This window comes from Ensifer sp. SSB1, assembly GCF_016652895.1.
Classification (GTDB): Bacteria; Pseudomonadota; Alphaproteobacteria; order Rhizobiales; family Rhizobiaceae; genus Ensifer.
In genome coordinates this window covers 1-21,975 of record NZ_JAEPRP010000013.1, presented here as the reverse complement: position 1 = coordinate 21,975, position 21,975 = coordinate 1, and the positions used below count along the sequence as shown (strand labels likewise).

Annotated in this window: 27 protein-coding genes; 14 read left to right on the top strand and 13 right to left on the bottom strand. The window is 64.1% G+C overall.

All coding sequences use genetic code 11. From position 1 onward, the window contains the following. Window positions 1-24: 24 nt before the first annotated feature. From I8N66_RS05265 to I8N66_RS05225, 9 genes are all read right to left on the bottom strand, one after another. Entirely contained in the window at window positions 25-1,692 is a 1,668-nt protein-coding gene (locus I8N66_RS05265; RefSeq protein WP_291150518.1) for a Na/Pi symporter, read from the bottom strand. 208 nt (window positions 1,693-1,900) lie between these two features. Continuing rightward, complete coding sequence (locus I8N66_RS05260) at window positions 1,901-2,509, bottom strand: histidine phosphatase family protein (RefSeq protein ID WP_291150515.1); 609 nt, start codon at window positions 2,507-2,509, stop codon at window positions 1,901-1,903. 27 nt (window positions 2,510-2,536) lie between these two features. Beyond that, window positions 2,537-2,764: a hypothetical protein gene (locus I8N66_RS05255; RefSeq protein WP_113538983.1), complete on the bottom strand. Its 228-nt coding sequence runs from the start codon at window positions 2,762-2,764 to the stop codon at window positions 2,537-2,539. 95 nt (window positions 2,765-2,859) lie between these two features. Beyond that, window positions 2,860-3,348 carry a hypothetical protein gene (locus tag I8N66_RS05250; RefSeq protein WP_291150511.1) on the bottom strand — a complete coding sequence of 163 codons (489 nt, stop codon included), beginning with the start codon at window positions 3,346-3,348 and terminating at the stop codon, window positions 2,860-2,862. A 120-nt stretch (window positions 3,349-3,468) separates the two neighbouring features. After that, entirely contained in the window at window positions 3,469-4,164 is a 696-nt protein-coding gene (locus tag I8N66_RS05245) for an SOS response-associated peptidase (protein WP_291150508.1), read from the bottom strand. 99 nt (window positions 4,165-4,263) lie between these two features. After that, on the bottom strand, window positions 4,264-4,749 hold the full coding sequence (locus I8N66_RS05240) for a hypothetical protein (protein ID WP_291150506.1): 486 nt from the start codon (window positions 4,747-4,749) through the stop codon (window positions 4,264-4,266). A gap of 190 nt (window positions 4,750-4,939) precedes the next feature. Then, the gene (locus I8N66_RS05235) at window positions 4,940-5,269 is read right to left on the bottom strand and encodes a DUF1214 domain-containing protein (protein ID WP_291150503.1); all 330 of its coding nucleotides are present in this window, start codon (window positions 5,267-5,269) and stop codon (window positions 4,940-4,942) included. Then, entirely contained in the window at window positions 5,193-5,417 is a 225-nt protein-coding gene (locus tag I8N66_RS05230; protein WP_291150501.1) for a hypothetical protein, read from the bottom strand. The genes I8N66_RS05235 and I8N66_RS05230 overlap by 77 nt, the downstream gene beginning before the upstream one ends. A gap of 51 nt (window positions 5,418-5,468) precedes the next feature. Further along, on the bottom strand, window positions 5,469-6,872 hold the full coding sequence (locus tag I8N66_RS05225) for a DUF1254 domain-containing protein (protein ID WP_291150498.1): 1,404 nt from the start codon (window positions 6,870-6,872) through the stop codon (window positions 5,469-5,471). Between the two features lie 238 nt (window positions 6,873-7,110). On the opposite strand from I8N66_RS05225, the gene I8N66_RS05220 reads away from it, so the two are divergent. The 11 genes from I8N66_RS05220 (at window position 7,111) to I8N66_RS05170 (ending at window position 15,920) form a co-directional block, all read left to right on the top strand. After that, the gene (locus I8N66_RS05220) at window positions 7,111-7,686 is read left to right on the top strand and encodes a TetR/AcrR family transcriptional regulator (protein ID WP_291150495.1); all 576 of its coding nucleotides are present in this window, start codon (window positions 7,111-7,113) and stop codon (window positions 7,684-7,686) included. Then, window positions 7,683-8,648: an EamA family transporter gene (locus tag I8N66_RS05215; protein WP_291150492.1), complete on the top strand. Its 966-nt coding sequence runs from the start codon at window positions 7,683-7,685 to the stop codon at window positions 8,646-8,648. Before I8N66_RS05220 ends, I8N66_RS05215 begins: the two co-directional genes overlap by 4 nt. A gap of 16 nt (window positions 8,649-8,664) precedes the next feature. Continuing rightward, the gene (locus I8N66_RS05210; RefSeq protein WP_291150489.1) at window positions 8,665-9,588 is read left to right on the top strand and encodes a DMT family transporter; all 924 of its coding nucleotides are present in this window, start codon (window positions 8,665-8,667) and stop codon (window positions 9,586-9,588) included. 78 nt (window positions 9,589-9,666) lie between these two features. Further along, window positions 9,667-10,398 (top strand): hypothetical protein, encoded by a 732-nt coding sequence (locus I8N66_RS05205; protein WP_291150486.1) that lies wholly within the window; start codon window positions 9,667-9,669, stop codon window positions 10,396-10,398. Between the two features lie 414 nt (window positions 10,399-10,812). Beyond that, window positions 10,813-11,247, top strand: coding sequence for an Rrf2 family transcriptional regulator (locus tag I8N66_RS05200; protein ID WP_034793085.1), 435 nt, complete (start codon window positions 10,813-10,815; stop codon window positions 11,245-11,247). A gap of 168 nt (window positions 11,248-11,415) precedes the next feature. Beyond that, window positions 11,416-12,300 carry an NAD(P)/FAD-dependent oxidoreductase gene (locus I8N66_RS05195; protein ID WP_113538976.1) on the top strand — a complete coding sequence of 295 codons (885 nt, stop codon included), beginning with the start codon at window positions 11,416-11,418 and terminating at the stop codon, window positions 12,298-12,300. 149 nt (window positions 12,301-12,449) lie between these two features. Then, on the top strand, window positions 12,450-13,268 hold the full coding sequence (locus I8N66_RS05190; protein ID WP_291150466.1) for an arginase family protein: 819 nt from the start codon (window positions 12,450-12,452) through the stop codon (window positions 13,266-13,268). A gap of 79 nt (window positions 13,269-13,347) precedes the next feature. After that, the gene (locus I8N66_RS05185; RefSeq protein ID WP_291150463.1) at window positions 13,348-14,139 is read left to right on the top strand and encodes a DUF1194 domain-containing protein; all 792 of its coding nucleotides are present in this window, start codon (window positions 13,348-13,350) and stop codon (window positions 14,137-14,139) included. A gap of 78 nt (window positions 14,140-14,217) precedes the next feature. Then, window positions 14,218-14,739, top strand: coding sequence for a MarR family transcriptional regulator (locus I8N66_RS05180; RefSeq protein ID WP_113538973.1), 522 nt, complete (start codon window positions 14,218-14,220; stop codon window positions 14,737-14,739). Further along, entirely contained in the window at window positions 14,736-15,530 is a 795-nt protein-coding gene (locus tag I8N66_RS05175) for a HEAT repeat domain-containing protein (RefSeq protein WP_291150459.1), read from the top strand. The genes I8N66_RS05180 and I8N66_RS05175 overlap by 4 nt, the downstream gene beginning before the upstream one ends. A gap of 48 nt (window positions 15,531-15,578) precedes the next feature. Continuing rightward, entirely contained in the window at window positions 15,579-15,920 is a 342-nt protein-coding gene (locus I8N66_RS05170) for a DUF6616 family protein (protein WP_113538971.1), read from the top strand. A gap of 24 nt (window positions 15,921-15,944) precedes the next feature. Here I8N66_RS05170 and I8N66_RS05165 read toward each other — a convergent pair whose 3' ends face one another. Next, complete coding sequence (locus tag I8N66_RS05165; RefSeq protein ID WP_291150456.1) at window positions 15,945-16,376, bottom strand: GNAT family N-acetyltransferase; 432 nt, start codon at window positions 16,374-16,376, stop codon at window positions 15,945-15,947. Window positions 16,377-16,486: 110 nt separating this feature from the next. Continuing rightward, on the bottom strand, window positions 16,487-18,154 hold the full coding sequence (locus I8N66_RS05160; protein WP_291150453.1) for an arylsulfatase: 1,668 nt from the start codon (window positions 18,152-18,154) through the stop codon (window positions 16,487-16,489). Between the two features lie 281 nt (window positions 18,155-18,435). Between I8N66_RS05160 and I8N66_RS05155 the strand changes: the two genes are divergently transcribed. Continuing rightward, entirely contained in the window at window positions 18,436-18,945 is a 510-nt protein-coding gene (locus I8N66_RS05155) for an NUDIX hydrolase (RefSeq protein WP_113538965.1), read from the top strand. 151 nt (window positions 18,946-19,096) lie between these two features. Next, on the top strand, window positions 19,097-19,564 hold the full coding sequence (locus I8N66_RS05150; protein WP_291150444.1) for a truncated hemoglobin: 468 nt from the start codon (window positions 19,097-19,099) through the stop codon (window positions 19,562-19,564). A gap of 26 nt (window positions 19,565-19,590) precedes the next feature. On the opposite strand, the gene recX is transcribed toward I8N66_RS05150, so the two are convergent. Both recX and gcvA read right to left on the bottom strand, forming a co-directional pair. Continuing rightward, window positions 19,591-20,145, bottom strand: coding sequence for a recombination regulator RecX (gene recX, locus I8N66_RS05145; RefSeq protein WP_223727804.1), 555 nt, complete (start codon window positions 20,143-20,145; stop codon window positions 19,591-19,593). A 148-nt stretch (window positions 20,146-20,293) separates the two neighbouring features. After that, on the bottom strand, window positions 20,294-21,238 hold the full coding sequence (gene gcvA / locus I8N66_RS05140) for a transcriptional regulator GcvA (RefSeq protein ID WP_291150441.1): 945 nt from the start codon (window positions 21,236-21,238) through the stop codon (window positions 20,294-20,296). 150 nt (window positions 21,239-21,388) lie between these two features. Here gcvA and I8N66_RS05135 point away from each other — a divergent pair. Continuing rightward, window positions 21,389-21,975 (top strand): MFS transporter (locus I8N66_RS05135; protein ID WP_291150438.1); only part of this gene is annotated, 587 nt, incomplete at its 3' end.

Genomic DNA, 21,975 nt, shown 5'->3' with positions numbered 1-21,975 from the left:
GAAACAGGTCAAGGTCGAGCCCTTTTATGCCACCGGATCTCCGCCCTCACCGCGCCCGAACAGATGCGCTGCCGAGCGCCAGGCGTGGTGCGCCATCCGGTCGAGCCGGCGCACGGCATCGATCTCGGTAAAGGCATCGGCGGCGGTGAGATTTCCCGGGGTGACGGATGCGAGTGTCATGGCGCGGTGTTCCCGCTGCAACGCGTCGAGCGCCGTCGCCGCACGCTGCGCCTCGGCGAGTGCGGCTGCGATATCGGGCGAAACGGTCCAGGCGATCGGGGCTGCCCGGTCGCTCAGCGCCGATTCCGCGGTGATCGAGCCGCCGATCACCTCCGCCGCGCGCATGGCATTGAAGCAAAGTTCAGCCACGTTCCGGTCCGCCGACGTGCCGTTCGGCTCGGCCGCAGCCCCATGATCTGCCAGGGTTTCCACCAGGCGGGAAGCGTGGTCGAGTGCGTGTAGCGTGCTCGTCAGGCGGTGACGCTCGGCCTCCGTCTCCGGCGGCTCCGTCAGCTCCGAGAGAAAGTCCCTGATCTTTTCGAGCGCTACGGCGGCAGCCTGCGCGCTCTCGGGCTTCAAGCGCTCGCCCCCGGAAACCGCCGCGGAGACGTCGCCGGCCACCGTCTTCAGAACGGCGGCGACGACCCGCCGGGCGGTCTCGACCGCAACCACGGGATTTGCCAACGTGCTCGGATCGAGCGCGCGCTCGAGCGCCGTCTGCCGGGAAGGCAGCAGCCACTCGACCGCCCGCGTGAACCATCGCGTTGCCGGCAGCAGCACGGCAACGCCCACGACGTTATAGGCCGTGTGATAGGCGGCAAGCAGCGTCATGCCGTCGACGGAAGCCGAGAATGTTTTCATCAGCGCTACGGTAAACGGGAAGGCGGCGATCGCGATCAGTGCCGCAATCAGCTTGAAGAGCACATAGGCAAGCGCCAGGCGCTTGGCCGTCGTGCTGGCACCAATGGCAGCCAACGCCGAGCTCGTCGCGGTGCCGATGTTCTGGCCGATGATCAGCGCGGCCCCCTGCTCCAGCCCCACGGCACCGGCATAGAAGGCCGAAATGGTGACGGCGATGGCAGCCGTCGAGGATTGCATGACCGCGGTCATCGCAAGGCCGACGACGATCAGCGTCAGCAGGCCGACCGAGCCTGCCGCCCAGCCGACATCGGGCATCCCGAGCACGGCGGGCAAATCGGAGGGGTTGAGGCTTTCGGCAAGGCCGCCCATGCCCTGCTGCAGCGTCGTCAATCCATAGAGCACCAGCGCGAAACCGGCGAGCGCGCCGCCGGCCGCCGCAATCCTCCCGCCGCCGAGCAGCCTCATCGGCGCACCGAGGAAGATCAACGGTAGCGCATAGCTCGACAGCGAAACCCGAACCCCGATCAGCGCCACCAGCCAGCCCGTTCCGGTCGTGCCGACATTGGCGCCGAAGACGAGGCCGAGCCCCTGCGGAAAGGTCAGCAGGCCGGCGCTGACAAGCCCGATCGTCGTCATCGTCACCGCGCTCGACGATTGCACCAGCAGCGTTACCACCGCGCCCCAGAGCGCGCCCGAAAGCGGCGTCGCCGCCGCCTTGCCGAGCACGGTGCGCAGCGCCGATCCCGCCAGCGCCTTCAGGCCGTCGGTCATGACGGTCATGCCGAGCAGGAACAGCCCGACGCCGCCGAGAATGGCAATTGCAGTCGACATGCGCGCACCTCGCCTGCGAAGCGAACATGGCTTTGGCCATGGAATCCACAATGCAGCCGGAAATCGCGCGGAGGAAGTACGTAACCGTAACGCCGCGTATTCCCGGGCACGGCCGAGATTCATGCGCCCTGCGACAGCAGGGCGCGGCGCTCACGCCGGAGCCGAAGGAATACCCGGGAACCGGCGCGAAGATACCGCGCCGGCCCCTTCACTCGGATGCGGGTGCCAGTTTCCGGCTGATCGACGCGCCGGTGACGAGGCTGAACGCCCCGCCGCAAAGCCGATAGAACCCATCCTGCGGCACCGGCAGCTCCAGCATTTCCCGCCTGGAGAGGCCGGCATAGACGCCGCGCAGCAGCCGGCCGAACAGCCCGTGGGAAATCGCAACCGTCGGCCGCCGGATATCGGCAAGCCAGCTTTTCGCCCGGGCGCAGGCGGCATCGAAACTTTCTCCGTCCGGCGTGCGGAAATACCAGTCGAAGATATCGGAGCCATCGAGTTTGCCCGGATACTCCATGTCGATCTCGAACATCGTCATGCCATCCCAGCATCCGACGGAAACCTCCATCAACCGCGCGTCCTCGCGGCTCGCAAGCGGCAGCACCCGCTGTACCCTTTCGGCAGTTTCGCGGGTCCGGCCGAGCGGGCTCACATGCATTTCGAAAGTTTGAGTCTCGCCTTCGATTTCCGCACGAAGGAGATTGGCGACGAAATCCGCCTGCTCGACGCCACGCGTCGTCAGCGGCGAATCCTGTTGCCCCTGGAAGCGGCCGAGCGTGTTCCAGACGGTTTCGCCGTGGCGCAGAAGATAGATCAAGAGCTGGCCTTCCTTCAAAATTTGTGGCTATCGGTTGCTGACGTTCGAACCGATGTTCGCAGATGCCTTGCCGCCGCAACGCGCCAAGGCCAGGGTCTCACCGTAGCGATTGCCGTCATCTTCAGCGCGACAGGTCCCAAACTCCACCTGATCGCGTTGACCGAAGGCCACTTCGATGGCAACCGCCGCCGCAGATTTGGGCTGCTCGATCACACACAGCACATAGTAGGTCACATCCGGAAGCGGATTGTTCATCGTGTCGGGAGCACATCGCGTAATGCATCCGATCGACTTCCCTTGCTCCTGCTTTCGATAAAGACGCGCCGAGTGTGGTTCGCGACAGGTAGTTGCTAACTTTGGCAATCTCGCGCTTCGATTGCATGGCTGTAGTTACCTTCAGGCCACGACAAGACGTACAGTATTTGCTTTATCTGGCGCGTGGCCAGAAACGCTCCGAATGTTCCGCATTGCTCCCCCACCAGTCCGCTCTCCTTCACGACATCAGCGTCGATGGGGTACTGAGAAGAGGCATGGAAAGTCAGGATTCTATGAGCGAACGTGACCGACCGCATTGTTACTCCGTCATACTCGCGGGGAAGCCCCTCATTCCATTCGGCGACTTGGGCTTGAGAGATCGGGCTTGCCGGGAGGCGCGATACGTTCAACGCCAGCGAAAGAGCATAAGCAGTTAGGAATACATACGGCCAACGGATGCCGAACCACCATCGGCCAATGACCGCTAGAAAAGCAGGAACTAGCATTTGTATTGCCAGCCATGGCAGCCAATCAGCGGTGTTCCAATAGAGTTCTCCCCAGGCTGCGCTCAATATGTCGATCATCATAACTCAGCGATTGTGAAAGCGGACGAAATGCTCGCGCCCGGCTTGCGAATCGCGCGCGCAGTTTTTGGTTGTATTTGTCTTGCTTGCAACGAGCAACGCGGCTAACGGGTCGTTCGCCTAATCCACCGGATCCAAAATATCAGGCGTATCGTTCTTCGGCGAGCCGACCTTGCTCCCGATCTTCCACATGGTCATCAGCTCAGGCGGAAACGGCTTCATCAGATCGGGCGCTTCCGGCTCGGGCGAAAGCCAGCGCTCATAATCGTCGGGGTTGAGGATCACCGGCATCCGGTCGTGGATGTCGGCCATCATGGCGTTGGCATCGGTGGTGACGATTGCGAAGGTGCGGATGTCCTCGTCGGTATCGGGGTTGCGCCAGCTCTCCCAGATGCCGGCAAGGCAGAAGGGCTCGCCCGTCTTCATGGCGATCGCATAGGGCTGCTTGTCCTTGCCGGTGCCGTGAATGTCCTTCCACTCGAAGAAGCCGTCGATCGGCACCAGGCAGCGCCGGCGCTGATAGCTCGATCGGAACTTGCTGGCGATCGTGTCGGAGCGCACATTGACGAGCGGCCGCCCCGCCTTCGGGTCCTTCGTCCAGCTCGGGATCAGCCCCCAGCGCGCCGAAACGAAGACCGGGCCGAAGAGATCGGGATCGCGGATCACGTCGCGGATGATGATCGGATAGATCAGCGTCGGCGCACCGTTATAGCGCGGAAACTGGTTGGCGATCGCTTCGACGCTGCCGCGTGCCGCGAAACCGAAGGCGCGCAACAGCCCCTCGAGATTGGTCTTCAGATAGACGCGTCCGCACATGATCGCCGCTCCCGCAACATGCAGATTTTCGCAGATACTACCCGATTTGCGAGTAAATATGCCGCAATTCTCGCGATCATATGAAACCAAGGGGGAGGCTTACGGCTGCTCTTCGCCCTCCTCCGGCCCCTTGGCGTAGTCGCAGATCGACGTCGAGTAGATCGTCTGGCCGTCGACTTCCCCCTTGGTGAGGCCAATCTCGAACTCGCCGAATTTCTCGTGGTTGTAGTAAACCGCCTGTCCGATGAACTCCGACAGCCGGCCACAATCGCCGTTGCCGGCTCCGGTATAGACCGCAATGGTCTTTCCCTCGAACGTGCCTTTCAGCACCGCCTTGATATCGATCTCGCCACGCGTCATGCGAAACGGCTGATCCGGCTCGTCGGGATTTGCAAATTCGACGCCGTAGGTCACCGTCCTCATTCGGCCCTTGATGACCAGATCCGCCTGCTGGAACTTTTCGGCAGCGGTTTTTTCCGGCTTTCCAAGCTCTCTGTGCCCGCAAGTGCAGGCGGACGCTTCAGGCGCCATCAGCATGACGAAAACCGGGGCGGCGACGAGAACCGCAGCACGAATTGAAATCACGGAAATCTCCCTTGAACGCCCCCGCGACATGACGGGGAACAAGGATATCCATGATTGCAGATCGTGGAAAAATGTGGGCAGAAGTTGCGGCAACGAAAGGCCCGGCGGCACCGGATCGGCCAGCGCCCGCGGTGGCTCCGACAGATAGGGAGCCCGCCTCGCAGGAGGAAGCGGGCTTCTGTTCTCGACGTTACTTCACCTCCTCGAAATCCGCCGGCTTCCAGCTGCCGTCGAAGGCAGGGCCATCCGGTCCATAGATTCGGATATAGGCAAACCAGCCGCGACCGGGCACGGTCTTGATCCAGCGGTTCTCGGCGTCCTTGGGCGCCTGAGGACCGAAATAGAGATCGACCGGTTCGGTCCCCTTCACGTCCTTCAGCTCGAACAGCGAGCGCAGCGCCGCCTTGTCCTGGTCGGTCTGCACCTCCGAGCGCGTCTGGGCGTCATAGGCGGTAACGGACCAGAAGAGCTTGCCCGGCACCGGCTGCGGGATCGAGAGCCTGCAGGTCCGCGTCGTCATAGGCCCTGGCGCTTGTCTCGGCCGTCGGGAACCCCTGCTCGAAGGTGTAGCCGGATGTCCCGTTCGCCCATGCAGGCGCGCCCTGGATCAGGCTGACGGATGCCAAGGCGGCGAGGATGAACATGGTCTTGGCTTTAGAATGCGCCACGATGGCCTCCATTGCGTTCATTGGATATCGGCATTGTCGTCACTGCCACCTTCATGGCATCTTCTCGACGTCCGGCAGCTTCCACGTCTTCTCGAACAGCGGCTTTTCCGGACCGTAGAGCCGGAAGAGCAGTTCGAACTTGCGGGCGGGATCGACCGGCACCCAGTTCGCCTCCTTGCCGTCAGGCGCATTGGCGCCGAAATAGACATCCACCGAGCCATCGGCGTTCTTCTCTACGCCCTTTCCGATCGAGGCGACGCTGGCCTTCGCCATGTTGCGGATCAGCGCATGTGTCTCGCGATCATAGGCCGTCACCGACCAATATTGCTTGACCGGAGCATCCTTCGGCACCACGAGCTTGTAGCTGGCGGCGCCATCGAAAGCGTTGCCGTCCTTGTCCCTGTTGGTCATCAGATAGAATTGCGCCGTGCCGATGTGTTTGATGCCGGTGAAGCCGAGCGTGTAGGTCACGCCGCGGGCATCGACCGGATAGCTGTTCTGGTCCGTATAGGCGTCCGATGCGGCGGCGACCATGTCCGGCAGGCCGGCCGGAAACCAGCGAATGCCCTCGTTGATCACAGGGAAGCCGGCGTCATAGCGCGCGGAAAGCTCGGCCTTGGCTTCGGCCGCCGCGGCGTCGAGCAGCCCCTTCGTCTCGGCGCTTGGCTTGTAGGGTTTGCCCTTCTCGATCCCGAGCGACTTCAAATGATCGATCATGATCCGGTCACGGTTGAGCCATGGCTCGGTCTGCACGACGCGGTCGAGGTTTTCAAAGAAGCTTGCGTCAAAGCGGATGGTGCTGTCGAACAGCACGTCATAGGCGTCGGTAAAGGTCGTCGCCGGCGGCTTGGAAGCCTCCGACATCCGGTAGATCTTGACCGTCTTGCCATAGGCGACCGACTTTTCGATATCGGCGTCGGCATGGCTCTTGAGATTGGAGCGCAGCAGCGCAAAGCCGGTGAAGGTGTCCGAGCGGAGCGGGATGAAGCCTTCCGGCACCTCGCCCATATAGTCCGGCGGCAGGATCAGGTACTTGCCGCCCTTGCCCTTGTCCGCCCCTTCCGGCCCGGCGTCCTCCAGCGGCATCTGCCAGGCGTTGACGATGTTGCCGGCGATCGATCCGCCTTCGGCCGGCGGGATCTCGATGATGATGGGTCCGTCCGTCACATTCCAGAAGGACATGAAATAGATCGAATCCGGATTGGGGGTCAGCGTCTGGTTCTTCCAGTTCACCGGGCGCGACCAGTAGATGATCTCGTTGGCCTTGGCCTTCGTCTTCGAAAGCATCTCCTGCAGCATCAGGTCGGCGTTGACCGCCGGCATGCCCCAGATAACGGCGTCCGTCGCCCGGCGTTCGATGGCGCGGCGCTGGAGGTCTTCAGGTAATAGGTCCTGTGCCGATACGCTGACCGTCCCGGCAAGGAGCGCAAGCGCTGTAAAGGCAACCCGAAGCATGTGGATCCTCACTTTCGACGTTTGAAAGCCTGGGCACCAAGCCGTGAAGCGCGTGGCCCCGCTCCGACAAGATCTGCTGTCACCAAGTAGAGCCCTCCGGCGCGAGGGGAAGTACGTAACAGTTACCGCCGCGGCGAATCCGCCACCGGAACGCCATCACGTCCACGCCTTTCAGTCCCGGGGCTTGACATCGGAAATAATTAGGTAGATCGGTCTACCTAGAAGACTGGAGAAAGCGATGAGCGAGAAAGCGCCGGCACGCGAGCGCCTGCTGAAGGCAGCAGCCGAACTGTTCTATCGGGATGGGGTCGGCGCGACGGGTATCGATGCGATCACCGCCCATGCGGGCGTCGCCAAGATGAGCCTCTACAACAACTTCTCGTCCAAGACCGATCTGGTGAACGCCTATATCGAGGCACGCCACCGGGAATGGCAGGACCTTTACCGCGAGCGCCTGGCCCATGCGGCAACGCCGCGAGAGCGAGTTCTGGCGATCTTCGACAGCTATGTCGACCACGCCGAAATGGCCTACTCCTGGGGCTTTCGCGGCTGCGGGCTCTTGAATGCCGCAGCCGAGCTTTCCGTCGGCGATCCCGCCCGCGAGATCGTCGCCTCGCAGAAGGACGAGGTGGAAATGCTGTTCAAACAATATCTCCGGGAAATACGGCCCGAGGCGGGCACCGCCATCGACGAGACTGCGGAGCATCTCTCCTTTTTGCTCGAAGGCGCCATGTCGCGCGCCGGGCTCGACGGTCATGACGCCCGGCTGAAGACCGCGCGCAGGATCGCCATCTCGATCATGGACCAGCTATGACCTCCAGGACTTCCGCTTCTTTCGTCGGCTTCGCCTGCGTGCTGACCGCTTCCGCCCTTTGGGGCACCACCGGCACCACCGCCACCTTTGCCAGAGGTGTCAGCCCGCTCGGCATCGGCGCCGTCGCCATGGGCCTTGGCGGCCTGCTCTTGGCGCTGACGGCGCTGCACTCGATCGTGAAAGGCCGGGCAAAGATTGCGGCGCAATGGCCGATGCTCGCCCTCGGCTCGCTGTCGGTCGCGATCTATCCGCTCGCCTTCTACTCCTCCATGCACCTGGCCGGCGTCGCCATCGGCACCGTCATCTCCATCGGCTCGGCGCCGCTTGCAGCCTCCGTGATCGAGCGGATCTTCGACGGACACAAGCTGACGACCCGCTGGCTGCTCGGCGCTGCCGCTGGCCTCTCGGGCGCTGTGCTTCTCGTCCTGTCGGAAGGCCACGGCGGCGCAGGTGCTGCCGACGCGCCGACCGTGCTCTACGGCATCCTGCTCGGCCTCGTCTCCGGCCTGCTCTATGCGCTCTATTCCTGGGTGGCGCGGCGGCTGATGCAGGCGGGCATCCCGCCACGCGCCGCCATGGGCTCGATCTTCGGCGTCGGCGGCACCCTGCTCCTGCCGGTGCTCGCCGTCACCGGCGCGCCGCTTTTAGCGTCGTGGACCAACGTCGCCGTCGGCATCTACATGGCGCTGGTGCCGGTGCTTATCGCCTATGTGCTCTTCGCCTATGGCCTCGCCCGCGTGTCGGCCACCATGGCCACCACGCTGTCGCTGCTCGAACCTGTCATTGCCGCCGTGCTTGCCGTCGTCATCGTCGGCGAGCGGCTGCCGGCCGAGGGCTGGGCGGGCATCGGGCTCATCGTCGGCTCGCTCTTCATCCTCACCCTGCCGATACCGGGCGGCCGCCGCCGAACCAGGTCCCGGCCATCCGCCGCCGTGATCGACACGGCCCTCCCCACCCGCTGACACCGGAACCCTTGATATGAGCGACGTTGCCGCGCTGCCTTCCCGCGGGTCAAACCGAGTGTGGCCAATCCTCATCCTGGTCCTGCTCGAGGCAGCGCTGGTGGTCTCCTGGAGCGCCGGTTTCGTCGGCATCCGCTTTGCCATCGACCACGCGCCGCTGTTCCTGATCCTCCTCTGGCGCAGCCTCGTCTCCGGCCTGGTGCTACTGCCTTTCGCGCTGACGATGGGACCGAAGATCCGCATGAAGGATGCCGTGCCGCAGATGCTTTTCGGTGCGCTCGCCATGTCCGGTTATCTCGCCGGTTTCGCGCTGGCGATCTCCTATGGCGTGCCCACCGGCCTCGTGGCGCTGATCACCGACATGCTGCCGCTTGCCGTCGCCATTCTCTCCTGGCCGGTCCTCGGCCAGGCGCTCACCGCCCGCCAGTGGCTCGGCTCCTTCATCGGGCTGACCGGTGTCCTGATCGCCTCCGGCTGGTCGCTCGATATCGGCGACGTGCCGCTCTGGGCCTATGGCCTGCCCGTTCTCGGCACCCTGTCGCTGGCGCTGGCGACCCTCCTGCAGAAGCGCAGCCCGGCGGGCGCCATGCCGGTGCACCAGAGCCTCTGCATCCAGTGCCTTTCGGCGGCAGCCATCTTCGCGCTCTTTGCCTGGCATGAAGGCAGCGTTCTGCCGGTTCTCGATCCGGGCTTTGTCGGTGGCATCCTCTGGCTGGTCTTCGTCGCCACCTTCGGCGCCTGGAGCCTCTATTACCTGGCGCTGAAGAAATCCTCGCCCGCCCGCGTCACCGCAATTTTGTATCTCAGCCCGCCGGTGACGATGATCTGGGCCTTCGTCATGTTCGGCGAGCCCCTCTCCTGGGCCATGGCCGCCGGCCTCGTCGTCTCGCTGGTCGGCATCGTCATCGTAGCACGGGGCCAGAGTCCGACGCACGCCTAAGAAAGCCACCCAGTGACGGATTGCATCTTGCAGTGGTGTCTGCGACAGCTTCGCTGAGACCACTTGGGGGCATCGGTCATGAGCTTTTCCGAAATCGAACCACGTCACGTGCTCTGCCTGCTCGGCGGAGAACGCCCTTTCTCCGAACTCTGTGAAATGATCCAGTCGGCGATCGACCGTTTCGCCCCCGGCTTCGAGATCGACTACACCTTTTCCGAGGCCGCGCCGGACGACCGCATGCCGATGTCCTTCGATGTCTGCTGGGATCGCGTGCGGAAGGGCGCCTGGACCGACGCCGATGAAGAGGCCGTCAGCGACCATCGCTCGGTCATCTATGTGCTCGGCCCGCCGATGACGGCGACGGATGCGGTGAAAACCTCCGCCACAGCGCTGCGGCTGGTGGTTCATAGCCTCGAAAACGGTATCGCCGCCGCCAAGGGCGAGAGCGCCGGTGTCGCGCATGGCGTCGCCAGATGGAGAGAGCTTGCCCGCGACGCGGAAGGCCAGACGGGCGCCGCCCTTGCCCGCCCCTGCCGCCTCGCCTTTGCCAAGCGGCCGATCGGCACGACGGAACATCTCTACAGCATCGGCTTCCACCTGAACGGCATACCCGATGTCTACGTGCCAAGAAGCGTCTCCGACGACGAACTGTTGCTGAGCGCGATCATCGACACCGTTGCCGAGGAACTCTTCAGCGGCGGCATCGAGACGGTGCTCGCCCGCCGCGGCGCCAAATTGCTGCCCGTCGACGGCTACGACGAGGACGATTTCAAGTACAATCCCTACGGCGCCATCCATTTGGCGTCATAGCCAGGACGGCGGACCGCCCCCATCCCTGTGTCACGGGGATCCAGCAGCGCCGTGCCCGCAGTGCGAAAGAGCCTTTTCAGCCCAAGGGCTTGGGCTGGCTGGATTCCTGTGACAGGCACAGGAATGAGGGAGGCCTTGTTGGCGTCTGTATCATCCATCGCCTCCCCAGCAGTTTGGCACGAGGCCAGCCACGACCACCCTCATCTCTGTGCCTGTCACAGAGATCCAGCAGCCGCGCGTCCGCGCGGCGCAATATGCGATCCCGGCGCGACGCCGTCCGGCTTCGTGAGAAGAGTCCCTCGCGCCTCTGACAGCTTGCCACACCGCGTGACCAGCCGGGTTTCAAAACCCGCCTGCCCCACCGCCCGTCACGCCCCCTTGCATCGCACCTCGATTCGTAATAATTGAAGTTACATGAAAAAAGACAGTCGCCTTTCCTCCGTCCTGCACGCGCTCCTGCACATGGCCGAGCGCGGCGAACCCTTGACCTCGGACGAGCTTGCCATGTGCATGCGCACCAATCCGGTCGTCGTTCGTCGCACCATGGGCTTCCTGCGCGATGCCGGCATCGTTTCCTCCGCCCGCGGCCATGCGGGCGGCTGGGCGATCACCGCCGATCTCAAGACCGTGACGCTTCGGCAATTGCACGAAACACTCGGCGAGCCCGCGATCTTTGCCATCGGCAACCGGCAGGAAATGCCGGAATGTCTCGTCGAGCAGGCGGTCAATGCAGCGCTCGACACCGCCTTTGCCGAGGCCGAGGCCCTGCTGCTCGACCGCTTCGCCCACGTGACGCTCGCCGACCTCGCCGAGGACTTTGCCCGGCGGCACCGGCTCCGATCGCACTGACAGCAGCCGATCGATCCGTCCTGACGTGATCGATCCCGACACATCCGGTTATCCCGGGACCGCTTAGATCGCGGTTTTCCGGCCGGAACCCTATTGCCCAAAGCCCGGGTCGACGCACTGGTTCAAGAAACCGGTGGGCTGGCCTGCGCCCAACCGAAAGGAAGACCCATGCAACAGGACGTCATCATCATCGGCGGCAGCTATGCCGGCATGGCCGCCGCCCTCCAGCTTTTGCGCGCCCGCCGGCGCGTGACGATCATCGACGAGGGCATTCGCCGCAACCGCTTCGCCAGCCATTCCCATGGCTTCCTCGGCCAGGACGGCATCGCCCCCGGCGAGATCGCCGCGAGCGCCCGCAAACAATTGCTCGCCTACCCCACGCTCACCTGGATCGACCGTCGCGCCGTGACGGCGAGCGGCAAGCAGGATGCCTTCGTCGTCACCACAGCCGATGGCGCATCCTTCGAGGGCCGGCGCCTGCTCTTCGCAACAGGCGTCAAGGACGGCCTGCCGGAGATCGAGGGGCTGGCGGAACGCTGGGGCAAGAGCGCCTTCCATTGCCCCTATTGCCACGGCTACGAGCTGCACCAGGGCGAGATCGCCGTCATTGCCGCAAGCCCGATGTCGATCCATCAGGCCCAGCTCATTCCCGAATGGGGCAAGGTGACCTTCTTCACCAATGGTGCGATTACGCTCGATGCCGAAGGCCGTGCCGATCTCGTCAAGCGTGGCGTCACCATCGACGAGACGCCGGTCGCGCGCCTTGAGGGCCATGCCGACGTGGTGCTCACGGACGGCCGCCGCCTGCCGTTCGCAGGCCTCTTCGTCGCCACCCGCACCACGCCCGCAAGCGACATCGCCGAACGCTTCGGCTGCGAGATCGAGGAGACGCCGATGGGCTTGCAGATCCGGGCTACGGCCGCGAAGGAAACCACCATTCCCGGCGCCTATGCCTGCGGCGACGTCGGGCGCGTTCCCCACTCCGTCTCGCTCGCGGTCGGCGACGGCGCCTGGGCGGGCGCGCAACTGCACCGCTCGCTGGTGTTCGGATAAGCGCGCACCCGCATTGCGGGCGCCCCCTGTGAAGACAAAAAGGAAGACCGAACGGACGCACTCGCTTTGCGCCGTTCGGCTCCCGGCCTTGTCAAATCGGCGCCCCCCGTGCTTCGTTCGCTTCAAACCTGAGTTTGGAGTCCGCATCGATGCCCCTTGCCCTTACCTGCTTTCAGGGTCGCGCCGGCGATCACAATGACCTCGGCATTCCCGGCGCGAAGTCCGTTGCCGCCCATCTCGCCCGAAAACTCGGCCTCGAAGCCGTCACGATCGGTGAACCGGAACCGGCGATGAACGGCCACTGGACGGTGGAGCTCGAAGCCGCGATGCCGGCGCTCAGGCGCATGCAAGATCGCTTCGACGCGGTTTACGCCGAAGGCTCGTTTTCGCTTGCCGCGACCAGCCGTTGCGCCGTCTCGCTGGCAACGCTGCCAGCCGTCGCCAGGCACCACGCGGATGCGGTCGTCGTCTGGTTCGACGCGCATGGCGACCTCAACACACCAGAGGCAAGCAGCACCGGCTATCTCGGCGGGCTGGCGCTGTCAGGGCCCTGCGGCCTCTGGCAGTCCGGCCTCGGCGACGGGCTCTCGCTCGAAAACGTCGTGCTCGTCGGCCAGCGCGACCTCGATCCCTTCGAGGCCGAACTCATCGAGACGAAGCGCATTCCGCATATCCGCCCCGGTGCCGACCTCGCGCAAAGGCTGGCGGAGGCCATCGCCGGCCGACCGGTCTATATCCACCTCGACTGCGACGTGCTCACCCCCGGCATCGTCCCCACCGACTACCAGCATGAAAACGGACTGTCGCTCGATGAGCTACGCGCGGCTTGCGGTATCCTTGCCAGGAGCAAGGTCGTCGGGCTGGAGATCGCCGAGTTCCAGAACGCCTGGTCCGAGGGCGGTGACCCGGTTTCGCCCGAACCGCTGATCGATGCGCTGGAACCGCTTCTCAAGAAACTTGGCCGCTGACGCTAAAGCCGCGCCGCATTGCGCAAAGGCGGTTTGGGCGTAGCATGATCCTCCCGCTTGCGCTTGGGTCACGGCTGCGATGGTACTCAGATCGGTCCTTATTGCCTGCGCCTTGTTGCTTTGCGGAAGCGCCTCCGCCGAGCCGCTCAGGGTCGACCTCGAACTGGTACTCGCCGTCGACGTCTCCTACTCCATGGAGCTTGAGGAGCAGCGGATCCAGCGGCAGGGCTATGTCGCCGCCTTTCTGGAGCCCGCGCTGATCGAGGCCGTCGCGAACGGCCCGCTCGGGCGCATCGCCGTCACCTACGTCGAATGGGGCGGCGCAGCGGTACAGGTCACGCCCTGGACGCTGATCGATGGTCGCGGCACGGCAGCGCAATATTCCGAGCTTCTCAGCCGGCAACCGATCCGGAGGATCGCCTTCACCTCGATTTCCAACACGCTTGCCTTCACCCGACGGCTGTTCGATCTCAGCCCCTTCGAAGGCAGCCGCCGGGTCATCGATATCTCCGGCGACGGCCCCAACAATTCCGGTGTGCCCGCCCCCGTCGCCCGCAATTCCACCGTCGCCCGTGGCATCACCATCGATGGCTTGCCGATCATGCTGAAGACGCAGCAACCCGATAGCGCCTCGATCCCGGACCTCGACGCCTACTACCGCGAATGTGTGATCGGCGGCGACGGCGCCTTTCTCGTGAAGGTGACGGACAGCAGCGAGTTCGCCAAGGCGATCCTGCGCAAACTCGTCACGGAGATCTCCGGCCAGGAAGTGAGCCGCCTGGATACGGCGCCAGTGCGGCCGGCCCAATACGGCAAGGACTACAATTGCTTCATCGGCGAGGAGATGCAGGAGCGCATGATCGGACGTTAGACCGGCACACCGCCCCATCCACAGCCAGGAACGCGCAATTGCTTGACTCTAGTTAGGCGCCTTATTATCTGTCGCCTTATGACAATGCTGGAACAGAAACACCGGGCCCTGCTGCAGGAAGCCGAGCGTCGGGCGGTCGCCGAGACCGGCAACATGCGCGCCTGCTTCGAACTGCTGGCGCTTACCGGCGCGATCGATCGGGACTGCGCCGCAAGACTGGCACCCCACCGGCTTTCGGAAGGCAAGTTCGTTATCCTCTTCCTGCTCAACGATCAACCCGCGGGCCTGTCTCCGCACGAGCTTGCCGACCGGGCCGGCGTGACGCGCGCCACCATCACCGGGCTCATCGACGGTCTGGAGCGCGACGGCTTCGTCGAGCGCCGCTCCGGCCTTGATGACCGGCGCAAGATCGCGGTCGTACTGACCGAAACCGGCCGCAAGACCGCAGGCAACCTGCTCGGTGAACACAGCACCTGGATCGCCTCGCTCTTCGCCGGCTTCAGCGTCGAAGAGCACCAGACGTTCCACAGGCTGCTGCAGCGCATCTGGAATAATCTCGAGACCACGGCGTCGCAGGCCACATCGGAAACGCAGCCGTGACCGAGAACCAGACCAAAGCACGCGGCGTCGCCAGCATTGGCGCCGAGCGCCTGGCGCAACTGAACGCCGGCGCTGAAGCTGCGACCCTGACCGAATGCCTCGCCGTCGATTTTGCAGCACTCATGGCCAGCATCCTGCCCGGCATCGGCGACGATGCCCTTGCCGAGATGAGAGCGGCCGCCTCGACCGGCATTTCCCGGCGCATGCCGCTCGCCGCAAAGCTGATCGCGGAAAGCCTCGGTCCTTCTGCGCTGCAAGAGCTCGCGCATCATTCCTCGGACACGGCGCGGGGCTGGGCCTGTTTCATGGTCGCGGCCGTGGATGACATGTCCCTCGCCGAGCGGCTGACCGCGATCCGACCTCTCGCCGACGACAGCCATTTCGGTGTGCGCGAATGGGCCTGGATCGCCGTCCGCCCGCATCTCGCCGCAAATCTGGATCAAGCGATCGCCCTGCTGGCGGCCGGCTGGACATCCGATCCATCCGAGCGCATCCGCCGTTTCGCCTCGGAATCAATCCGCCCGCGCGGCGTCTGGTGCGCCCATATCGCAGCGCTCAGGAAGGAGCCCGAACGCGCGTTTTGCGTACTGGAGCCGTTGCGCGCCGATCTCTCCCCTTATGTGCAGGATTCGGTCGGCAACTGGCTGAACGATGCGGCCAAGGATCGGCCCGAGTGGGTCCAAGCGCTCTGCGCGCGCTGGTCCGCTGAAAGCTCGGGACCGGCGACGACGCGCATCTGCCGCCGCGCGCTTCGATCCATCGCCACGAAATCCAGTTCCGGAAACGCTTGAGGGCGCCCGGAATTGCATACCCTCAGACTGACAAGAAGAAAGCAGACCATGCCTCACTACCTGACCGAACTTTACAGCGCCAAGCCGGCGTGGCTCGCCCTTCCCCACCAGGGACGCCAGCAGTTCCTGACCGCGATCGGCTCCGCCATGCCGGCTCTCTCGGCACTCGGCGTCGAGCTCATCACCTTCGGCAAGGTCGACCAATCGAAGCTGCATGCGGCCTCGCAGACCTTCTTCGCCGTCTGGCGCTGCCCGGATGCATCGGCGCTCGAAGCCCTCGTCGCCGGCATCGCCCAATCCGGCTGGCACGAATATTTCGACACCATCAACGCCGGCGGCAAGGGCACCGACTTTGCCGGCCACCTGACGCAGCTCGGCGAAGCCGCTTGAGCCGCCAATGCCAAATCGGCCCCCTCAAGTCGCGTTCGGCTCGAGGGGGCTGTAGAACACGATCTCCGGATCGTTCTCGTCAAGATTGTCGATATAGCCGCTGGGCCGGAATCCGGCCTTGACCAAGAGGTCCTGCATCGGGCGGTTCGACATGTTGGTCGAGCTGAAGAGCTTCGCCCCCGAGGACATCGCCTGGAAATGCGCGATCAGCGCCGCACTGAGGCCACGCCGGCGCCAGGACGCACCGACCATCAGCATCTCGATGAAGGCATGACCAAAAAAGTGGTGGGCCAGCACGACATAGGCCGCCACTTCGCCATCGATCTCGACCAGATGGCAGCAGCCCTGCCCGATCCAGCCGGCGATGTCGGCCGATCGCCTCGGATCGCCCGCTGCAACGGTGTCGATCGCGCAGAGCGCCGGATGGTCGTCCTTGACCGCAGGTCGAATGCGCATGGTCAGCTCCCGCAAATTTCGCGGGAAACTAGTCCGGCAAGCGGCGCTGTGCAACCACTGCGTACAGTCAATCCCCGCCGCCAGCGCAAGCCGGCGGCGGGGTTTTCTCATCAGCGCGGAGCCAGGCTCTCCAGTTCGTTGAGCTTCTTCAGCGCCGCCTGTTGCTGCAGCCAGCCGTAGTTGATGCCGCTGGCATTCAGCGTGCTGCCGGACTGGTACGGATAGTCGTTGAAGTCCGCGAAGAACTCCTTGATCTTGCCCTGGATCGGCACCAGCAGCCACATGTTGCGGGCGAGGAACTCGATCGCCCCGCCGCCGTCTTCCATGCCGCGCTCGTAGGGGTCCATGCGCAGGTTGGCGATGACGGCCCAGCTCGGCACCTCACGGGTGGCGGTGGCGATGTTGCCGTGGCTCGCCTGGGCAAAGCTCAGCTTCCAGTCGTTCCAGCGGATAGCGTTGAGGTTGCCGCCCTGGTCGAAGTAGTAGACCGAGTCACGCGGCGGCTCCTTCGCCTCGCCCTTCAACAGCCCCGTCAGGTCGTAGCCGTCGAGATGCACCTTGAAGGTCTTCGAGGTGCCCTTGAAGCCCTTCTTCATCTCTTCCTTGACGTCTCCGATACCGGCAGCCGTCGCGAAAGTCGGCAGCCAGTCCATCAGCGTAACAGGGTCGTTGATCTGCGTGCCCGGCTTCACCACGCCCGGCCAGCGCACCATCATCGGAATGCGGAAGCCGCCTTCCCAGGTCGTGCCCTTTTCGCCATGGAACATCGTCTGCGCGCCGTCCGGCCACAGCGCCAGTTCGGCACCGTTGTCGGTGGTGTAGAGCACGATGGTGTTGTCGGCGATGCCGAGTTCGTCGAGCTGCTGCAGGAGTTGGCCGACATGGCCGTCATGCTCCACCATGCCGTCGGCATGGATGCCCTTGCCGGTCTTGCCAAGCGAGTCCGGCTTCAAGTGGGTGAAGACGTGCATGCGGGTCGAGTTGAACCAGCAGAAGAACGGCTTGTCGGCCTTCACCTGCCGGTCGATGTAGTCCTTGGCGGCTGTCAGGAACTCCTCGTCGATCGTTTCCATGCGCTTGGTGTTGAGCGCGCCGGTGTCCTCGATCTTGCCGTCGGCGCTGGACTTGATGACACCACGCGGACCGAACTTCTTCTTGAACTCCGGATCCTTCGGATAGAAGTAGCCTTCCGGCTCTTCCTCGGCGTTCAGGTGGTAGAGGTTGCCGAAGAACTCGTCGAAGCCGTGGGCGGTCGGCAGGTGCTCGTCACGGTCGCCCAGGTGGTTCTTGCCGAACTGGCCGGTCGAATAGCCCTTGGTCTTGAGCACGTCGGCAATCGTCGGCATCCAGTCCTGGATGCCATGCGGGTCACCCGGCATGCCGATGGTGAGCAGGCCGGTACGGAACGGCTCCTGGCCCAGGATGAACGACGCCCGCCCCGCCGTGCAGCTGTTCTGGCCGTAGCTGTCGGTGAAGATCGCGCCTTCCTTGGCGATCCGGTCGATATTGGGCGTGCGGTAGCCCATCAGCCCCATCGTATAGGCGCTGATCTGGGGAATGCCGATATCGTCGCCGAAGATGACGAGGATGTTCGGCGGCTTGCCGCTGGAGGAGGAAGATTGCTGTGCCCTGGCCGGGCTGACCGAAGCGCCGGAGGCAACCAGCGAGGCGGCTGCGAAGATGGTGCCGCTCAAGAGCAGGTCTCGGCGACTGACATCCGTTACCCCGCAACCATTGTCGGCCGTCGCGGAACTGGCCTTACCGTCATGCGCGCTCATCGCTTTCTCCTTGGCTCAAGTCGATGGGGTGAAATGCACTGCGATTTCCGGTTGAACGGGATGATGCGCCTCAACGATGACGGGGCAAGTACGTAACAGTTACGAAACGGGACGCCTGGCGTGCGGCTCTGCCTGCTTCGCCGGCGCAAGTATTCCGTGGATGAAGCGGGAGCGATCAGGCGGTTGCCATCCACAATCGCTTCCACGTATCAGGCGGTTGCCATTAGTATCGCGGCGAACTGCCAGCGCTTTGAAAACGGGGAGCGACAAAAAAGGGCCGCATGAAATCGACCAAGAAAGACAGCCCACCCAAGCCCGCCAAGGCCGGAACGATCTTGCAGCAACTGGCTAGATCGCCCGAAAAGCTGTTTTCGGGGTCATTTCGCCAGCAATATGCAGCCCTGTGTTTCCGCCGCGTCAAAGAGAGCCGTGACATTGAGATCCTGGTAGTCACGTCGCGCGAGAGCGGCCGCTGGGTCATTCCCAAGGGCTGGCCGATGAAACGAAAGAAACCGTTCGAGGCCGCAGCGATCGAGGCCTGGCAGGAAGCGGGCGTACGCGGCAAGGTCAGGAAGAAGCCGGTCGGCAGCTACACCTATCTGAAAGCGCTCGACGATGGCGACGTGGTGCCCTGCGTGGTCGATATCTTCCAGATCGAAGTCAACGAAATCAGCGACGACTTCAAGGAGCGCGGCGAGCGCATTCTCGCCTGGGTCAGCCCCGACGAGGCGGCGCGTCGCGTGCGCGAGATCGAGCTGAAATCGCTGCTGGTCGAGTTCACGCCGCGCTGAGTGCTGGCGCGGTGTCGCGTCTTGCTCCATGCGCATTGAAGACAGATTGCCGCAATCGGCGGCTCGGCCTTTGGCTGCGGCGGCACCAGCGCTTATATGAGGCCGGCAAAGCCGAGTGGCCCAAACCAGGAACCCATGCCGGGGTAAAGAGATGAACGACGAATTGCAGGGCCGCGCCGCCCATGTCGCGGCGATCCGCGATCGGGCGGAAGCCGAAATGAAGGCGATCGGCGTCGATGACGCCTTCATCAGCCATCTGGTCGATACGTTCTACGGTCGGGTGCTCGCCCATCCGGAGCTCGGCCCGGTCTTCGACGCGCGCCTTTCCGGGCGCTGGCCCGAGCACATGGAAAAGATGAAGAGCTTCTGGTCGGCCGTCGCCTTCCGCAACGGCGCCTATGGCGGCAAGCCGGTTCAGGCTCATGTCGGCGTTGCCAACATGACGCCCGATCTCTTTCCGAAATGGCTGGCGCTTTTCTCAACGACGCTCGACGACATCGCCCCCAATCAGGAGGCAAAGGCCTGGTTCATGGCCACGGCCGAGCGCATCGCCCGCAGCCTGACACTGTCCCTCTTCTACAATCCCGCGCTCGACGACCCCGCGCTGAAACGCGGGTGAAGCGCCAGCGTAAGGGCCGCGGGCCTTCAGAGCGAGCGGCCCTCGATCAGGATTTCCTCGGCCTCGTCGAACGACATCGAAAAGACCCGCTTGCCCAGTTCGAAACTGAAGCCGCCTCGCGCAAAGGCGGAGAGCTCCTTTGCCGAGCGCTTCTCGTCGAGATCGACCTTGCGGAACGGACCGAAGGCGCGCTTTCTTGCAAGCACCACGGCGGCGTAGAGATCGTCGGCCTCTGCGATCGCGGCGGCGACATCGCCCTTGGCTACGCCCTTCTGCGATAGTTTCTGCGCGATCGCGCGCTTGGATTTTCCGCCCCGCATGCCCGACCGGGTCTTGACCTCGGCATAGGCGGCATCGTTGAGCGCTCCGTTGTCATAGCCGAAGGTCACGGCGGCAGCGGCGAGCAGCTCCACCTGGGTGACGCTGATATCCTCGAACTTCTCCCGCGCCTTGCGGGCGATCGCGTCGAACAGCTGCTTCTCCGTCAGCATCTGGCGATGAAGGCGATAGGCAGCGGAATTGCGCGCCCAGGCATACATGCGCGGCGTCGGCTGATCCGATTGATCCGTCTCGTCTTCCAGGTCCAAATCCGTCTCGTCCCTCGCCCAATCAAGGAAGGTCGCATTGAAGGGGAGAAATGACCTGACTCCCTGAAGCAAGGCAATTGCGCGGGAGGGCCCGTGCCCCACTTTTCCCGGATTGTTTCGGCCGCGAGCCGCGGCAGCAACGTCAGCCGGCCATTTCCGAGGCCGGCGCCGCCTTTGCCCGCCCCACTTCCGAAAGCAGCCAGTCGCTGAAGGCCATGATCCGCGGATCCTGGCTCGCGCTTTCGGGATAGACCAGGTGATAGGCATAGTCCCCGCCAAGGCTGACGCCGATGTCGAACAGCCGCACCAGACGGCCCTCCGCCAGTTCGTTCTTGATCATCGCCAGGTCGACGAGCCCGACGGCACCGCCGTCGATCACCGCCTCCACCACATGGCTCGTGTCGGAAAAGGCGACGCATCGGCTGTCGTCGAAATCGTCGATGCCGGCTGCCGCCATCCACATGCGCCAGTTCGGCCAGAGCATGCCTTCGGTGTAGCACTCGACGTGCGAGAGCGTATGGCCGAAGAGATCGCGCGGGTTCTTCGGTTCGCTGCCGGCGGAAATCAGCTTTGGGCTGCAAACCGGCGCAATCACCGCCTCGAACAGCCGCTCCGCCCGCATCTGCGCATAGCGGCCGGAACCGAAGCGGATGGCGATGTCGACATCTTCGGTTTCAAGGTCCCTCACCTCGTCGTTGATGTCGAAAGTCAGCTCGATCGCCGGGTGGGCGGCGCGGAACTGCGACAGCCGCGGCAGCAGCCAGTTGGTGGCAAAACGTGGGCTGAGCGACAGGCGCAGCTGCCGGGCGCCACGCGCCATCCTGCGGGCGCGGCCGACTGCCCCCTGCAAGGTCTCGAGCGCCTGGACGGCCGCTTCGAACACGACCGCGCCAGCCGGTGTCAACTGGATGCTGCGGCTGGTGCGCGTGAACAGCACGAGGCCAAGCTGATCCTCGATTTCCTTGATCTGGTAGCTGACGGCCGCCGGCGTCAGCCCCACCTCGTCGGCCGCGCGGGTGAAGTTCAGATGGCGGCCGGCCGCCTCGAATGTCCTCAGCGCGCGCGTCCCTGGCAGCATTCGGCTCATGGAGATCTTCAAGCCTAGTTTAACGATCAATCGAGAACTACTTGTTTTTCATAGTTTGATCAATCGGGGAAGATCTGACGCATTGATGATCCGGGTGATCGGGACCGCGTATGTCCGCGTGCCGACGCCCCATTTCCGTGGAGAGAATATATGTCAGTTGGCTTGACCCCGAGCGACGAGCGGGCCGTCGGCGACCCGCCGGTCGGCCGGAGCGATGCGCTCAAGTGGCCGCCCCGCCTTTGGGTGGCGCTCTTCATCTTCAGCGGGGTGATCCTGCTCGATGGGCTCGATATCTCGATGATTGCCGTGGCAATCCCCGAAATCCAGGCGGAGTTCGGCATCAGCGCCGCCACCGCCCAATGGCTGGTCAGCGCCTATATCCTCGCCTTTGGCGGCTTCCTGCTGCTCGGCGGGCGCTGCGCGGACCTTTTCGGCCGCCGGCGCGTGCTGGTGGCCGGGCTCGGCGTCTTTGCCGTGGTGTCGCTGTTCGGCACGGTCACCAACGATCCGTTTCTGTTGATCGTTTCACGCTTCATCAAGGGCATGACGGCGGGCTTTACCGGGCCGGCCGCCATGTCGCTGCTGACTACGACCTTCCCCGAAGGTCCGCACCGCAACAAGGCCTTCGGCATCTTCAATCTTTTCGAAGCCTCGGGCTACTCTTCCGGCCTTATCGTCGGCGGCCTGCTCGCCGGGCTCGATTGGCGGTACATATTCGTATTGCCGGCGCCGATCGC

Excerpts from the sequence above, each read along its gene's own strand:
- I8N66_RS05265 (WP_291150518.1), bottom strand. The coding sequence starts at position 1,692 with ATGTCGACTGCAATTGCCATTCTCGGCGGCGTCGGGCTGTTCCTGCTC.
- I8N66_RS05255 (WP_113538983.1), bottom strand. The coding sequence starts at position 2,764 with ATGAACAATCCGCTTCCGGATGTGACCTACTATGTGCTGTGTGTGATC.
- I8N66_RS05250 (WP_291150511.1), bottom strand. The coding sequence starts at position 3,348 with ATGATCGACATATTGAGCGCAGCCTGGGGAGAACTCTATTGGAACACC.
- I8N66_RS05245 (WP_291150508.1), bottom strand. The coding sequence starts at position 4,164 with ATGTGCGGACGCGTCTATCTGAAGACCAATCTCGAGGGGCTGTTGCGC.
- I8N66_RS05235 (WP_291150503.1), bottom strand. The coding sequence starts at position 5,269 with ATGACGACGCGGACCTGCAGGCTCTCGATCCCGCAGCCGGTGCCGGGC.
- I8N66_RS05225 (WP_291150498.1), bottom strand. The coding sequence starts at position 6,872 with ATGCTTCGGGTTGCCTTTACAGCGCTTGCGCTCCTTGCCGGGACGGTC.
- I8N66_RS05220 (WP_291150495.1), top strand. The coding sequence starts at position 7,111 with ATGAGCGAGAAAGCGCCGGCACGCGAGCGCCTGCTGAAGGCAGCAGCC.
- I8N66_RS05215 (WP_291150492.1), top strand. The coding sequence starts at position 7,683 with ATGACCTCCAGGACTTCCGCTTCTTTCGTCGGCTTCGCCTGCGTGCTG.
- I8N66_RS05210 (WP_291150489.1), top strand. The coding sequence starts at position 8,665 with ATGAGCGACGTTGCCGCGCTGCCTTCCCGCGGGTCAAACCGAGTGTGG.
- I8N66_RS05205 (WP_291150486.1), top strand. The coding sequence starts at position 9,667 with ATGAGCTTTTCCGAAATCGAACCACGTCACGTGCTCTGCCTGCTCGGC.
- I8N66_RS05200 (WP_034793085.1), top strand. The coding sequence starts at position 10,813 with ATGAAAAAAGACAGTCGCCTTTCCTCCGTCCTGCACGCGCTCCTGCAC.
- I8N66_RS05195 (WP_113538976.1), top strand. The coding sequence starts at position 11,416 with ATGCAACAGGACGTCATCATCATCGGCGGCAGCTATGCCGGCATGGCC.
- I8N66_RS05190 (WP_291150466.1), top strand. The coding sequence starts at position 12,450 with ATGCCCCTTGCCCTTACCTGCTTTCAGGGTCGCGCCGGCGATCACAAT.
- I8N66_RS05185 (WP_291150463.1), top strand. The coding sequence starts at position 13,348 with ATGGTACTCAGATCGGTCCTTATTGCCTGCGCCTTGTTGCTTTGCGGA.
- I8N66_RS05180 (WP_113538973.1), top strand. The coding sequence starts at position 14,218 with ATGACAATGCTGGAACAGAAACACCGGGCCCTGCTGCAGGAAGCCGAG.
- I8N66_RS05170 (WP_113538971.1), top strand. The coding sequence starts at position 15,579 with ATGCCTCACTACCTGACCGAACTTTACAGCGCCAAGCCGGCGTGGCTC.
- I8N66_RS05165 (WP_291150456.1), bottom strand. The coding sequence starts at position 16,376 with ATGCGCATTCGACCTGCGGTCAAGGACGACCATCCGGCGCTCTGCGCG.
- I8N66_RS05160 (WP_291150453.1), bottom strand. The coding sequence starts at position 18,154 with ATGAGCGCGCATGACGGTAAGGCCAGTTCCGCGACGGCCGACAATGGT.
- I8N66_RS05155 (WP_113538965.1), top strand. The coding sequence starts at position 18,436 with ATGAAATCGACCAAGAAAGACAGCCCACCCAAGCCCGCCAAGGCCGGA.
- I8N66_RS05150 (WP_291150444.1), top strand. The coding sequence starts at position 19,097 with ATGAACGACGAATTGCAGGGCCGCGCCGCCCATGTCGCGGCGATCCGC.
- gcvA (WP_291150441.1), bottom strand. The coding sequence starts at position 21,238 with ATGAGCCGAATGCTGCCAGGGACGCGCGCGCTGAGGACATTCGAGGCG.